Annotated in this window: 15 protein-coding genes; 6 read left to right on the plus strand and 9 right to left on the minus strand. The window is 72.6% G+C overall.

What is annotated here, in order from left to right; genetic code table 11:
• Positions 1 to 15 precede the first annotated feature (15 nt).
• The 3 genes from ACIRBX_RS30730 to clpS form a co-directional block, all read right to left on the minus strand.
• Complete coding sequence (locus ACIRBX_RS30730) at positions 16 to 1,458, minus strand: amino acid permease (RefSeq protein ID WP_402301925.1); 1,443 nt, start codon at positions 1,456 to 1,458, stop codon at positions 16 to 18.
• 172 nt (positions 1,459 to 1,630) lie between these two features.
• On the minus strand, positions 1,631 to 2,203 hold the full coding sequence (locus ACIRBX_RS30735; protein ID WP_402301927.1) for a DUF2017 domain-containing protein: 573 nt from the start codon (positions 2,201 to 2,203) through the stop codon (positions 1,631 to 1,633).
• Positions 2,204 to 2,270: 67 nt separating this feature from the next.
• On the minus strand, positions 2,271 to 2,564 hold the full coding sequence (gene clpS, locus ACIRBX_RS30740; protein ID WP_402301928.1) for an ATP-dependent Clp protease adapter ClpS: 294 nt from the start codon (positions 2,562 to 2,564) through the stop codon (positions 2,271 to 2,273).
• Positions 2,565 to 2,691: 127 nt separating this feature from the next.
• Between clpS and ACIRBX_RS30745 the strand changes: the two genes are divergently transcribed.
• Both ACIRBX_RS30745 and ACIRBX_RS30750 read left to right on the plus strand, forming a co-directional pair.
• Positions 2,692 to 4,005: a nicotinate phosphoribosyltransferase gene (locus ACIRBX_RS30745; protein ID WP_402301930.1), complete on the plus strand. Its 1,314-nt coding sequence runs from the start codon at positions 2,692 to 2,694 to the stop codon at positions 4,003 to 4,005.
• Positions 4,006 to 4,171: 166 nt separating this feature from the next.
• Complete coding sequence (locus tag ACIRBX_RS30750) at positions 4,172 to 4,762, plus strand: isochorismatase family protein (RefSeq protein ID WP_402301931.1); 591 nt, start codon at positions 4,172 to 4,174, stop codon at positions 4,760 to 4,762.
• A 214-nt stretch (positions 4,763 to 4,976) separates the two neighbouring features.
• Here ACIRBX_RS30750 and ACIRBX_RS30755 read toward each other — a convergent pair whose 3' ends face one another.
• Positions 4,977 to 6,002, minus strand: a complete 1,026-nt coding sequence (locus tag ACIRBX_RS30755) for a hypothetical protein (RefSeq protein ID WP_402301932.1) — start codon at positions 6,000 to 6,002, stop codon at positions 4,977 to 4,979.
• Positions 6,003 to 6,320: 318 nt separating this feature from the next.
• Between ACIRBX_RS30755 and ACIRBX_RS30760 the strand changes: the two genes are divergently transcribed.
• The 3 genes from ACIRBX_RS30760 (at position 6,321) to ACIRBX_RS30770 (ending at position 9,051) form a co-directional block, all read left to right on the plus strand.
• Complete coding sequence (locus tag ACIRBX_RS30760; RefSeq protein WP_402301935.1) at positions 6,321 to 6,752, plus strand: hypothetical protein; 432 nt, start codon at positions 6,321 to 6,323, stop codon at positions 6,750 to 6,752.
• 631 nt (positions 6,753 to 7,383) lie between these two features.
• Positions 7,384 to 7,791: a hypothetical protein gene (locus tag ACIRBX_RS30765; RefSeq protein ID WP_402301937.1), complete on the plus strand. Its 408-nt coding sequence runs from the start codon at positions 7,384 to 7,386 to the stop codon at positions 7,789 to 7,791.
• A gap of 171 nt (positions 7,792 to 7,962) precedes the next feature.
• Positions 7,963 to 9,051 (plus strand): DUF2332 domain-containing protein, encoded by a 1,089-nt coding sequence (locus tag ACIRBX_RS30770; protein WP_402301939.1) that lies wholly within the window; start codon positions 7,963 to 7,965, stop codon positions 9,049 to 9,051.
• On the opposite strand, the gene ACIRBX_RS30775 is transcribed toward ACIRBX_RS30770, so the two are convergent.
• From ACIRBX_RS30775 to ACIRBX_RS30785, 3 genes are all read right to left on the minus strand, one after another.
• Positions 9,044 to 9,589: a DinB family protein gene (locus tag ACIRBX_RS30775; protein ID WP_402301941.1), complete on the minus strand. Its 546-nt coding sequence runs from the start codon at positions 9,587 to 9,589 to the stop codon at positions 9,044 to 9,046. The genes ACIRBX_RS30770 and ACIRBX_RS30775 overlap by 8 nt on opposite strands.
• A gap of 138 nt (positions 9,590 to 9,727) precedes the next feature.
• The gene (locus tag ACIRBX_RS30780) at positions 9,728 to 10,219 is read right to left on the minus strand and encodes a GNAT family N-acetyltransferase (RefSeq protein ID WP_402301942.1); all 492 of its coding nucleotides are present in this window, start codon (positions 10,217 to 10,219) and stop codon (positions 9,728 to 9,730) included.
• Positions 10,220 to 10,298: 79 nt separating this feature from the next.
• Positions 10,299 to 10,802 carry a GNAT family N-acetyltransferase gene (locus tag ACIRBX_RS30785; RefSeq protein ID WP_402301944.1) on the minus strand — a complete coding sequence of 168 codons (504 nt, stop codon included), beginning with the start codon at positions 10,800 to 10,802 and terminating at the stop codon, positions 10,299 to 10,301.
• A 99-nt stretch (positions 10,803 to 10,901) separates the two neighbouring features.
• Here ACIRBX_RS30785 and ACIRBX_RS30790 point away from each other — a divergent pair, with 99 nt between their 5' ends.
• Positions 10,902 to 11,486, plus strand: a complete 585-nt coding sequence (locus ACIRBX_RS30790; protein ID WP_402301946.1) for a GNAT family N-acetyltransferase — start codon at positions 10,902 to 10,904, stop codon at positions 11,484 to 11,486.
• Here ACIRBX_RS30790 and ACIRBX_RS30795 read toward each other — a convergent pair.
• Both ACIRBX_RS30795 and mycP read right to left on the minus strand, forming a co-directional pair.
• The gene (locus tag ACIRBX_RS30795) at positions 11,477 to 11,719 is read right to left on the minus strand and encodes a hypothetical protein (protein WP_402301947.1); all 243 of its coding nucleotides are present in this window, start codon (positions 11,717 to 11,719) and stop codon (positions 11,477 to 11,479) included. The two genes, ACIRBX_RS30790 and ACIRBX_RS30795, sit on opposite strands and share 10 nt — an antisense overlap.
• A gap of 102 nt (positions 11,720 to 11,821) precedes the next feature.
• Positions 11,822 to 13,258 carry a type VII secretion-associated serine protease mycosin gene (gene mycP / locus ACIRBX_RS30800; protein WP_402301948.1) on the minus strand — a complete coding sequence of 479 codons (1,437 nt, stop codon included), beginning with the start codon at positions 13,256 to 13,258 and terminating at the stop codon, positions 11,822 to 11,824.
• Positions 13,259 to 13,272 lie beyond the last annotated feature (14 nt).

Raw genomic sequence — 13,272 nt, forward strand, 5'->3', positions numbered from 1 at the left:
CCTCCGCCGTCCGTCTCAGCGGCCGGACCCCGGGTGGACGTGGTCGTGGCCGTGGCCGGTGGCGGCCTCCGGGTTGCGGCGCTTGAGCACCTGGTAGCCGACCACGAGGAGGACCGCCCAGACCGGGAAGACGTAGAGCGAGATCCGGCTGTCCTCGTCGATCGCGATCAGCACCACGACCAGCGCCAGGAAGGCCAGCGAGGCCCAGCTGGGCAGCGTCCCGCCGGGGGCCTTGAAGGTGGGCGGCGGCAGGTGGCCGGCCTTCCAGGCGGTGCGGTAGCGGATCTGGCAGATCAGGATCATCGCCCAGGTCCACAGGCCGCAGACGGTGGCGACGGAGGTGATGTACTCGAACGCCTTGGCCGGGGCCAGGTAGTTGAGCACCACGCCCAGGCCCATCAGCAGGCAGGAGACGGTGATCGCCATCGCCGGGGTCTTGTTGCCGTTGAGCGTGGTGAGCCGCCCCGGGGCCTGGCCGCGCAGCGCCAGGTCGCGGAGCATCCGGCCGGTGGAGTACATGCCGGAGTTGCACGAGGAGAGCGCGGCGGTGAGCACCACGAAGTTGATGATGCCGGCCGCCGCCGGGATGCCCATCTTCTCGAACGCGGCCACGAACGGGCTGACGCCGGGGGCGAATTCGCGCCAGGGCACCACCGCCAGGATGACCACCAGGGCGCCGACGTAGAACAGCGCGATCCGCCAGGGCAGGGTGTTGATGGCCCGCGGCAGGGTCTTGGCCGGGTCCTCGCTCTCGCCCGCCGTGACGCCGACCAACTCGACGCCGAGGTAGGCGAACATGACGATCTGCAGGGTCATCACCGTCGAGCCGATGCCCTTGGGGAAGAAGCCGCCGTCCGACCAGAGGTTGGAGATGGACGCGGTGTCCCCCGCGTCGCTGAAGCCCAGGGTGAGCACCCCGATGCCGATCAGGATCATGCCGATGATCGCGGTCACCTTGATCATCGAGAACCAGAACTCGATCTCGCCGAACAGCTTCACCGAGATCAGGTTGGCGCCGTAGAGGATCACCAGGAAGACCAGGGCGGAGATCCACTGGGGGATGGACGGCGCCCAGAACTTCACGTAGACGGCGGCGGCGGTGGTCTCGGCCATGCCGGTGACCACCCAGAACAGCCAGTACGTCCAGCCGGTCACGTACCCGGCGAACGGGCCGAGGAACTCGCGGGCGTACTCGGCGAAGCTGCCGGAGACCGGACGGTACGTCAGCAGCTCGCCGAGTGCCCGCATGATCGCGAAGATCACCAGGCCGGCCACCGCGTAGCTGAGGATCAGACTCGGGCCCGCCTTGGAGATCGCGGTGCCCGCCCCCAGGAACAGCCCCGTGCCGATCGCCCCGCCGATGGCGATCATCTGGATCTGACGGCTGCCCAGACCCCGCTCGTAGCCCTCCTCGTCGGGGACCGGATCCGTCACCTCGTCGAACTGCTGCTGGGCCATGGGCCACCGTCCTTGCTCGTGGGGAGTGGCAGTCGTACCACGGCACGCCCGGATACCGGTGCGTATCTGAGCGATATTTGAGCATGGACCGTCCCGGTTCAGTGGGATCTGCCCGATATGCCGGGAGCCCCGTCCCAGAGCGTGGGACGGGGCTCCGCGCGGGGCGCGGCGGTCAGCCGGCCATCGCCTCCAGCAGCGACTCCTGAAGGGCGCCGAACCAGAGGTAGGCCATCACCAGGGGCTTGCGCGGGTCCTCGTCGTCCAGCTCGTAGAGGTCCTCGTCGTCCTCGCTGACCTCCAGCCGGGCACCCAGGGTGAGCCGCAGGTCGTTCAGCCCGCCGAGCCAGTGCCGGCAGTCCTCGGCCGACGCCTGGAGCACCCCGCCGGACCCGCCCAGGGCGTCCAGCGAACGGATCACCGCCAGCGCGTCGTCCCGCTTGCGGGCCCGCAGGTCGAGCTCGGTGTAGCGGCGGAACTCCCCGGCCGCGGCCACCTCCTCCGGACCTGACGGACCGTCCGGGCCGCCGTAGGCGTCCGGGAACAGCCGGGCCAGCGCCGGGTCGGCGGGCGGGCTGGACGGCCCCTCGGCGAACAGCGCGGCCAGCGGATCGTCTCCCAGCCCGGCCGGACCGGGACCGATCAGCTCCAGCATCTGCACCTCGAAGGAGCGCAGGATGGACGCCTCGACCTCCTCCAGCGCGATCGCCGCACCGCCGTCACCGGCACTCTCGAACAGCCCAGCCATGATTCCTCGTCAACCCGTCTGCGTGGTGGGGTGGTTGGTGGTGGTGCACACCGGCCGGCCGGGCCGGTCAGTCGTGCTGCAGGGTGGCCCACAGGCCGTAGCCGTGCATCGCCTGGCAGTCCCGCTCCATCTCCTCGCGGGTGCCGCTGGAGACCACCGCCCGACCCTTCTGGTGCACCTCCATCATCAGCGTCCTGGCCTTCTCCTTCGGGTAGCCGAAGTAGGCCTGGAACACGTACTGGACGTAACTCATCAGATTGACCGGGTCGTTGTGGACGATGGTCACCCAGGGGGTGTCCGGCTCCAGTACCGGGACGCCTTCGACCTCCGGGCGCTCGATCTCCACGGGCGCGACACTCACGGCTGACTCCTCGTCGGGGCACGGTTTACCAGTGCTCATGCTTCCATCCGGGGGACTCGCGAGCGAATCCGGTCCCACTCGGACGAGAAATCGTCAAACTGACGCTAAGTCCGGTAGCATCATCCCCATGGACGCCACCACTGCGCGCCACTCCACGGCGCTGCTCACCGACCGGTACGAACTGACCATGCTGCAGGCCGCGCTGCGCAGCGGCGCCGCACACCGGCGCTCGGTCTTCGAGGTGTTCACCCGCCGACTGCCCGAGGGCCGCCGCTACGGCGTGCTGGCCGGAGTCGGCCGGGTGCTGGACGCGGTCGAGGACTTCCGCTTCACCACCCCGCAGCTGGACTGGCTGTCCGACCAGGGCGTGGTGGACGAGCCGACCCTGCGCTTCCTGGCCGACTACCGCTTCACCGGCGACATCCACGGCTACCCGGAGGGCGAGGTCTACTTCCCCGGCTCCCCCGTGATGACCGTCGAGGGCAGCTTCGCCGAGGCGGTGATCCTGGAGACCCTGATCCTGTCGATCCTCAACTTTGACTCGGCGGTGGCCGCCGCCGCCTCCCGGATGACCAGCGCGGCCGGCAACCGCCCGTGCATCGAGATGGGCGCCCGCCGGGCCCACGAGCAGGCCGCCGTGGCCGCCGCCCGGGCCGCCTACGTCGCGGGCTTCCAGGCCACCTCCGACCTGGAGGCCGGCTTCCGGTACGGCATCCCGACCACCGGCACCGCCGCGCACGCCTTCACCCTGCTGCACGACAGCGAGCGGGACGCCTTCACCGCGCAGATCGACTCGATGGGCCGGGGCACCACCCTGCTGGTGGACACCTACGACCTCAAGGAGGCGGTCCGCACCGCCGTCGAGGTGGCCGGCCCCGAGCTCGGCGCGGTCCGGATCGACTCCGGCGACCTCACCCTGCTGGCCCACCGGGTCCGCCGCCAACTGGACGAGCTCGGCGCCACCGCCACCCGGATCATCGTCACCTCCGACCTGGACGAGTACGCCATCGCCGCACTCGCCGCCGCGCCCGTGGACGGCTACGGGGTCGGCACCAGCCTGGTCACCGGCAGTGGGCACCCGACCTGCTCGATGGTCTACAAGCTGGTCGCCCGGGCCGCCGGGCCGGAGGGCCCGCTGGTCTCGGTGGCCAAGCGCTCGGCCGGCGCCAAGTCCAGTGTCGGCGGCCGGAAGTGGGCCGCCCGGCGGCCCGACGCCGACGGCGTCGCGGAGGCCGAGGTGACCGGCACCGGGACGCTGCCGGACGAGCTGGCGCCGCACCTGCTCCAGGTGCCGCTGGTCAAGGCCGGCGAGGTGGTCGGCCGGGAACCGCTCGCCGCCGCGCGCGACCGCCACGTCAGGGCCCGGGCCGCCCTGCCGCTCTCGGCCACCCAGCTCTCCCGGGGCGAGCCGGTGCTCCCCACCGAGCTGCGGCTCGGCTGACCGGCCCCACCCCACTCCCCTTCCGCCTACGCGCGTCACTCCCTACAGTGGCGGCAACCGGGCCCCGGCACCCGGCTCCCAGTACCAAGGACCCAGAGCACCCTGCACCCTGCACTCGCCGAGGCCCCACACGTCACCCCCGCCCGGGGGAGAAGGAAGCAACGTCATGCAACGGGCACTGATCGTCGTGGACGTGCAGAACGACTTCTGCGAAGGCGGCAGTCTGGCCGTCGCCGGCGGCGCCGAGGTGGCTGCCGCCATCACCGACCTGATCGCCGGCTCCACCCCCGGCTACGCGCACATCTGCGCCACCCGGGACCACCACATCGACCCGGGCCCGCACTTCTCGGCCGAGCCGGACTACCGCGACTCCTGGCCGGTGCACTGCCTGGCCGGTACGGAGGGCGTGGGCTTCCACCCCAACCTGTCGCCGGTGGTGCTCTCCGGCGCGATCGAGGCGGTCTTCGACAAGGGGGCGTACTCCGCCGCCTACAGCGGCTTCGAGGGTGCGGACGAGAACGGCGCCGGGCTGGCCGGATGGCTGCGCGAGCGCGGGGTGACGGAGGTGGACGTGGTCGGGATCGCCACCGACCACTGCGTCCGGGCGACCGCCCTGGACGCGCGCCGGGAGGGCTTCGCCACCCGGGTGCTGCTCGATCTGACGGCCGGGGTCTCGGCCGCCACCACGGAATCCGCGCTGGCCGAACTCACGGCTGCGGGTGTGGAGTTGCGGGGCACCCCGATCGTCCGGGGCTGAGCGGACCGGCCGGGTCGGTCGGGCCGGTCGGGTTCGCCGGGCCGGTCGGGGCTGCCGGGATCGTCGGCGTCCTGGGGACCCGCGGTTCCTTGTCGGGAAGCGTGAGGGGTTGCCGGACAGGGCTCGGCGGGAGGTCCGGCCTGCGGGGGTGGACGGCCGTCCGGGGCGGAGCCACGGATGGGGACGGGGACGGGGGTGCGGTCCCCCGGCGGCCTCAGGTGACCACCAGCTCGACCACGTCCTCGCCGCCGGCCAGGAACGCCTCGCGCAACTCGCCGCCCACCGCGTCGGGTTCGGCCGCCAGCCGGTCGGCGGAGACGTAGACCACCCGGACCCCGAGGTACTCCATCCGGTGCTGACCGCCCCGGACCCAGGCCGCCTCGCCCTCGCTGACGCAGCGCAGCTCCGAGTCCACCTCGACGGCGACCGCCGCCACCGGCCAGTACAGGTCCGGCACGGCGACGAAGGTGCCGCCCTTCATCCGCAGCTCCGGCCCGGCCAGCGGAGCCGGCAGCAGCCACTCGTCCACCAGCTCGTTCAGCCGCTCCAGCACCGACTCCCGTCCGGCGGCCAGCACTTCGTCCACGGCGGCCCGGATCCGGGGCTCCTCCAACAGCCCCGCCTCGGCCAGCTCGGTCAGCAGATCGCGCATGGCGCAGCCGAGTTCGGGCCGCGAGACGGCCTCCCGGAGCACCGCGCGGAGCTGCGCCGGGTGCACCTCGCCGGTGTCGAAGGCGGCCGAGTCGGTCCACTCGCGCAGGGTGTCCGCCACCGCCCGGGGAGCCGGGGCACACGCCAGGCCGTGCACCGACTGGGCCTCCAACTCCCGGGCCGTGCGGCGGATCCGGACCTCGCCGACGTCCTTGAGCCGGCGCTGGCGGGGCACCAGCACCTCGACTCCGGTGACGGCGGGCAACCGGGGCGCGGAGGCGAAGCCGTACAGCGCCAGCGCGGCAGCACCGGTGATCACCGCGCCGTCCCGGCGCCCCTCCTCGCGACCGTCCTGGGCGGCGTACAGCAGGGCGGCCCACATCCGCTGCTCCGGGGTCGGCTCGCCACCCTGGAGCAGGTAGACCTTGGGCAGCAGACGCTGCCACGGGCCGCCACGGCGGCAGTGCTCGGTGACCACCCGGGTGGGGACGCCGCGAGCCCGGAGCTGGCTCGCGGTGATCACGTTCTGCTGGCGGCGGGCCAGCTCCTCGAGGGAGGGCGACGGGGACGGAATCTGGTAGCTGCTCATGCCGCCTACCCTCCCCAACACCCCCCGCCCGCCACCCGCGACCTGACGCACCGTTACCCAACCGTCGCGAAACCGGGACTAGCCCGCACTAAAGTCCCCATACCCTCACCCATTCGGCCCAATGGACGTTCATCGGACTGCCGGTATCGACCGCTCTTGGCCTGTACCATCCGCTTTTCGCACAGCGTTTCGGCCGTTGCCGCCGGTCATCGGCACCCGCCGCTACCTGCGGTGCCTGACCGAGAGTGACGATCGCCATACGCATCCCCGCCACCCGGGGGTCACACCGTCCGCCCCCGATTGCCTAACATCACCTTCATGCCACGTGACGAAACCGCCTCCCTGCGCGCCGCTCAGCTGCGCCTGGGCCGACTGCCCGGATACGTCCGTCAGCCGGACCTGGCCCGCCGAAGCGGCGACGAGGGCCATTTGTACAAGAAGGGGTGGGAGGTCCGCTTCACCGCGCGGACCGAGGAGGAGATAGCGGAGATCCGCGACCTGGTGGTCGCGGCGGGCTTCGCCCCGGCGCGACCGTTCTTCAAGGGCAACCAGCTGATCCAGCCGGTGTACGGCATCGCCGCCGTGCACGCCTACCTCGCCGCCCGGGAAGCACTGGAGGCGGCCGGCCTGCCCGAGCAGCAGAACCGCCGTGCCGCCGCTCCCTCCGCCGCCGCCGCTGCCGCCTCGGCGGCCACCGCCGCCGCCAAGCGAGCCCGCCACAAACCCGACGAACCCAACCGCACCTGCTGAATCCGGCCCAGCAGCCGGAGACCACACCCAGCAGACCTCGCGCCACCGGAGCGGGCAGGCAGCCCGCCCGGGGTCCGACCGCCGCCCGGACCGGGACCGCACCCCGCCCCGCCACAGCCCCGGACCCTGTCGACTGCCACCCGCCCCACCCCTCTCCCGAGCACGCACCACCCTCGACTCCCCACACCCCCGGTACGGCATCGCCGCCCCGGACCGGCCCCGCCGAGCAGCGCGACCGGTCCGGGGCGCGCTGTCCCCGGCGCGCGCACGCCCGCCGCGCGCGTCAGCACCACCCCTCCCGAACCGGGAGCCGCCCCTCCGCAGCCCCGCGAACTCCCCGTGAGCACCCCGGAGCCGCCCTGAGCCGCGCGGAGCCATCCGGAACGCCCCGTCGGCCCCGCGAGCCGCGCCACGGCCCGCCCACGCCCCCGCCGGGCCGCCCGGACCGACCTGCCCGACCCCCACCCGCCCCCGATCCGGGCCCACCTGACGGAAACTGACGGACCGTCACACAACGGCTCGAATGCGCCTCCCCATGGGTATCTGATGGGACTTGTCACACAGAGCAGTCGCCCGAGGCCCTAGAGTGAAGGCGGCCGACCCGCTGTCGCACCCGGATCGAGAGGCTGATGTGACCGACCGTCATGACCCGGTCCCCTCGGTGGAATTCGCCGCCTTCCGGGAGCTGCACCATCCGCGCTACCTGAGCTACGCCCGCGTCTGGTTCCGGGACGCCGCCCAGGCCGCCGCCGTGGTCGAGGAAGCCTTCGGGGCGCTCGCCGCCGCCTGGTCCGACCTGCTCGGCAGCCCCAACCCGACGGCCGACGCCTGGCGCATCCTGCGGGCCACCGTGGCCGAGCGCGGCGACCCCACCCGGGTGCCGCCCCAGCGGCCCAGCGCGACGCCGGACGAGGACCTCGCCATCCTGCACTACGTGGTCGGCCTGGCCACCCCGGAGATCGCCGACGTGGTCGGCGCCGACCACGCCAACGTGGCCAGCCAGCTCCGGCACGCCCTGCGCGAGGCCGCCGACTGGTGATCGTGATCACCCCGGTGGGTCCTTCTCAGACCGGGTGAACAGGCGAAATGATGCCAGGGGAACGTCATCTGAGGGATGGCCAGCCGCGTCGCCGGGCGCTCCGCCATCCGCCTGATCCGATCCGCCCCGCGCTTCGGCGCTTCACCGCTCCGGTGTCCCTGTGAGGTGTCCGTGTCGCTCACCCGTACCGCCGCGATGTTCGAGCGGCAGGCCGACGCCTGCGCCGAGCTCGGCTCGCCGCTCTACGCCTTCCTGCTCCGGCGGGCCGCCCAGGACCTGCTGGCCGGCGGCCCGTGCGCGACCGCGGTGGCCGGCCACGAGGACGCCCCCGGGCCGGACGCCATCGGACTGCGGCTGATGGGCGGGGTGCACGCCCTGGTGCTGAGCGGCCAGGCGCCCGCCCTGGCCGCCCACTACCCGAGTGTCGGCGGGGACTGCCCACTGCCCGTCCCGGAGTCGGTCTGGCACGCGTTCCTCGCCACCGTCGCCGAACACCCGGAGTGGTTGAAGGACTGGCTGACCAGGCCGCCGCAGACCAACGAGACCGGCCGGGCCAACCTGCTGATCGCCGGCACCCTGCACGCCCTCGGCGGCGCCGACCTGCCGGTCCGCCTGTTCGAACTCGGCTCCAGTGCCGGACTCAACCTGCTCGCCGACCACTTCCGCTGCGAGTGGTCCGGCCCGGGACGGCCCGGCGGGTTCGGTCCTGTGGACTCCCCCGTGCTGCTGGCTGACGCCTGGCACGGCAGCCCCCCGGCCCCGCTCGACGGGCCGACCTCCCCCGCACCGCTGCGCTTCAGCGAACGGCGCGGCTGCGACCTCGACCCGATCGACCCGCGCACACCCGAGGGGCTGCTCGCCCTGCGCTCCTACGTCTGGGCCGACCAACCCGAGCGGGCCGCCCGGCTGGCCGGCGCCGCACAGCTGGCCGGCCGGCTGCCCAGCACCGTCGAACGGGCGGGCGCGGCCGACTTCCTGCGCGGGGTCTCGGTCCGGGAGGGCGCGCTCACCGTGGTCTGGCACTCGGTGATGCGCCAGTACGTCCCGGCGGAGGAATGGGCGCTGGTGGAAGCCGAGTTGGACCGACTGGCGGCCGAGTCCACCCCCGCCGCCCCGTTCGCCCACGTGTCCTTCGAGCCGCGCCGCACGCCGGACTGGCGCGAGCACCGCTTCCTGCTCACCGTCCGCACCGGGCAGGGCCCCGAGGCCGTACTGGCGGAGGCCGCCCCGCACGGCCTGCCGGCCCGGACCCTCAGCTGACCGTCGCCGCCGGTGCGCCGGTGACGTCGTACAGGTGGTGGACCGGATCGTGGATCAGGTACCGGGCGAAGGACTCCACGGTGAACCGCGCACCGTCACTGCGGCGGCCGACCCGTTGCCACCGCTCGCCCTCGACCTGCTCGAAGGCGAGCGCCAACTCCTCGGCCGCTGCGGCGAGTTCCGCCGCGACCCGGCCAGGGTCCTGCTCGCCGTAGCGGTCCGCCAGGGCGGTCTCGTCCTGGTCCCAGTTGGCGAAGAGCGGGTCCTGCTCCTCCAGCATCGACCGCAGTCGGACCCGGAACAGCCGGAACACGTCCCGGACGTGGCAGGCGTACTCCAGGTCGGACCAGACCTCCGGGACCGGTCGGCGCCGGAGGTCGGCGTCCGGTCGCTCGGTGAGCAGCGCCGTCCAGGCGGCGGCGTTGGCCCGGACCAGCCCGGCGACCAGCTCGGCCGCCACCGCCGGGGTGTCGAAGCCGCAGTCGGGGCAGGCGCGGTGCAGGACCCAGGTCCAGTCCTTGGTGTCAGGCGTGATCATGACCCCAGCATCGCGCCGACCGGGGCGGCCCGGCCAGCGGCGTGCCCGCCAGCGACCGCCTAGATCCTGCCAACCCCGCCTCCGCCGCTCGGGCGCGGTCTGGTGGGGTGGGGTGGGGTCGGGTGGAGTGGGATCAGGTCAGGTCAGCGGGCGGTACATCACCAGCAGGTCCACGTAGCCGAGTTCGGCATGCCGGAAGCCCTCCGGAACGGTGCCGATCACGGTGAAACCGAGCGACTTCCACAGCTCGACCGCCCGGGTGTTGGTCGCCACCACGGCGTTGTACTGCATCGCCCGGTACCCGTCGGCCCGGGCCTGTGCGATCACGTGCTCCGCCAGCGCCCGGCCCACCCCCTTGCCGGAGTGCTCGGCCGCCACCATGAACCCGGCGTTGGCGATGTGCGCACCGGGCCCCATCTGGTTGGGGTGGGTCTCGGCGCTGCCGAGCACGGTGCCCTCGGCATCCACCGCGACCACCGTCCGACCCGGGGCCCGCTTCATCCAGATCGAGCGGGCCTCCTCCTCCCCGATGTCCCGGGGCCAGGTGAAGGTGTCGCCCGCCGCCACGATCCGGCTCAGGAACCGCCAGATGGCCGGCCAGTCCGCCGAGGTCGCCTCACGAATGATCATCCCGCCAGTCTGCCCCGGCCGTCCGCCACCGACCAGCGGTTTTCGGCGGAACGGTGCGCGAGCGGCGGAGCGGCGGGGCTCAGTGGAGCCGCTTGGCGAACCACGCCTCCGCGTACGGGTCGTCGCCGTACGGGTCGGTCGGCTCGTATCCCAGCCGGCGGTACAGTGCGATCGCCTCGGTCAGGTCCAGCCGGGTGTTCAACCGGACCAGCCCGGCCCCGCGCGCCCGGGCCGCGTCCTCGGCCGCGCCCACCAACCGCGCCCCCGCCCCGCCCCGCCGGGCCGCCCGCCGCACGAACACCCGGGTCAACTCCGCCTCCCCGCCGTCCAACCAGCGCACCCCCACGCACCCCACCGGCTCGCCCGCAGGGTCCCGCCCCAGCAGCAGCACCCCGCGCGGCTCCACCAGGTCCGCCCCGTCACCCTCGGCCATCGCGATCTCCTCCGGAGCGGACGGCCGCCCGAAGTACCGGCTGACCAGTTCGTCGGCGTACTCGTACAGCACGGCGGCGGCGAGCGGATCGTGCACCGGGGTCGGCTCGATCGTCCAACCCTGCGGGTCGTGGCGGGTCTCAGCACTCATACGGACATTCTCCGGACCACGGCAACCGAATTCACCGGCCCTCGGCCGCACCCGGAATCCGAGTGGCGTGCGGCGGCACGCGCTGGCTAGAACTGACGGGTGATCAACGACGAAGCACTCCGGAACAAGCCCACCCTGACCGGTGACCGCATCCGCCTGGTCCCCCTCGCCCCCGCCCACGCCGAGGCCGCCTGGCGCACCCTCCAGGACCCGGAACTGCTCCGGCTCACCGGCACCACCAGGCAGTTCACCCGCGCCGAGATCGACGACTGGTGCGCCACCCGGGCCGACCAGCCCGACCGCCTCGACCTCGCCGTCGAGGACCTCCGCACCGGCACCTTCCTCGGCGACCTCGCCCTCAACGAACTCGACCGCACGACCGAGTCCGCCTCCTTCCGGATCGCCCTCGACCCCACCGTCGCCGGCCGGGGCCTCGGCACCCAGGCCACCCGGCTGCTGCTCGCCCACGCCTTCGACGCCGTCGGCCTGCACCGGGTGCACCTGGAGGTCTTCTCCTACAACCCGCGCGCCCAGGCCGCCTACCTCAAGGCCGGCTTCGTCCTCGAAGGCCGCCTCCGCGACGCCCACCTCTGGGACGGCACCCGCCACGACATCCTGCTGATGGCCGCCCTCGCCCCCGAATGGCGGGCGGCCCCCTCCGCCCGCCCCGCACCTCAGCCCTGACGGACCGTGCAGCTCGCATCGACCGAGGTGGCCGGCAGCCCGACGATCCCCTGCGCCCAACCGAGCAGTTCCGAACAGACCCGCGCCTCCTCGGGGGTGGTGGGCCCGTGGTTCTCCGCCGCCGTCGCGGTGGCGGCGCCTCCACCGACGAGGGTGGCCGTGAGGAGCACGGCGGCCAGCAGACGGCGGGGGGCGGACGGCGAGGACGGCGAGGCTTGCGTGGTGCTGGACATCCGGAACATGGGACGGCCCTTCGGAGTACCGACGACTTGACTGGTCATCAGTACCCGAAGGGCCGTTCGTGGTGTGCGGATTGTGCGCCGTTCGTGGGCGTGTCAGCGGTACGGGTTGCCGCCTCCGCCCGTGCCCTGCTGCGGTGGCGGCGGGTAGCCTCCCTGGCCGGGCTGCGGCGGATACTGCTGGGGCTGTTGCGGCTGCTGGTACTGCTGTTGCGGCGGGTACTGCTGCTGTGGGTACTGCTGCCCACCCCCGTACGGCCCCTGCGGCTGAGGCGGATACACCTGCCCCCCGCCACCCCCCTGCGGCGGCTGCCCACCACGCCCCCCGCCACCACGGCGGGCCAGCACGATCACCCCACCGACCACCACCACGGCCAGCAGCCCGACGACCGCCCACACGAAGACCGGGATCCCACCGTCGTCGTCCTTCTTCGCCTCCGGCGACGCCGCCGCCTGGCCACCGGGGGTGGGGGCGGGTGCGGACGCGGCGGGCGCCGACGGGGCGGCGGAGCGCTGCGACTCCGGGCGGGCGAGGAGCGGGTTCTCCCGAGGGCCGCTGTCGACCTCGGGGTTAGGGGCGAGGGCCTTCGACGGTGAGGCGATCCCGTAGCCGTAGGAGCTGTTCGGGAGCTTCTCCCCGGCCGGCACCACGGCTGATTTGATCATCCGGTTGATGACTTGACCGGCCGACAGTTCTGGATACTTGGAGCGAATGAGAGCGGCGGTGGCAGCTACGAAAGCGCTGGAGTCGGATGTGCCGTTCGCCTTGTGATAGTCGCCGGGCGCCTTGGCCTTGGGCCCTGCGGAGTAGATGTCCACTCCCGGTGCCATCAGGGTGATCTCGGGCCCCCGGTTCGACTTCTCCCAGACCTTGCCGTCCTTGTCGACCGCACCGACGGCAACAACCCCAGGGGCCGCGGCCGGGTACTCCACAGGCGTGTCGTGATGTGCCAAGTTCCCAGCAGCTGCCACCAGGACGACGTCCTTGTCAGCCGCGTACTTGATGGCATCCCGGATACCCGTATCGATGCCGCTGCCGAATGACATGTTGATGACCTTGGCACCGTTGTCGACCGCAAACCGAATCGCCTTGGGCACCTCGTCCGCGTTGGCCCCCACGGTCTTGTCGGTACCACCGAGGTTGATCCGCACGGGGAGGATCTTGGCCTTCGGCGCGAGTCCGATGATGCCGTTCTCACCCCCGTTGCCGTGCCCCGCGATCAGGCTCGCCAGCCCCGTGCCGTGGCCGTCGGGATCGATCCGCCCGTCGCTCTGCTGACCCGTGAAGTCGGCTCCAGGCAGCACTTGGCCAACGAGATCCTGATGATCCGGCAGCACACCCGTATCGATGACGGCGACGGTGACGCCCTCTCCTTGGGTGATCGGCCACACCTTCTTGGCCATGTCGAACTTGTCGATCGGCCACTGCGCCTCACGGATGTTGTCCGCAGTCGCCGGGAAGGCCGCAGTACCCCACAGAATGGCTCCCAGCGTCAGCGCAGCTGCTCCTCGGGCCTTCCGGTTGAACCTCAAGACTCGCCACTCCG

Source organism: Kitasatospora sp. NPDC096147 (assembly GCF_044763225.1).
Lineage (GTDB): Bacteria > Actinomycetota > Actinomycetes > Streptomycetales > Streptomycetaceae > Kitasatospora.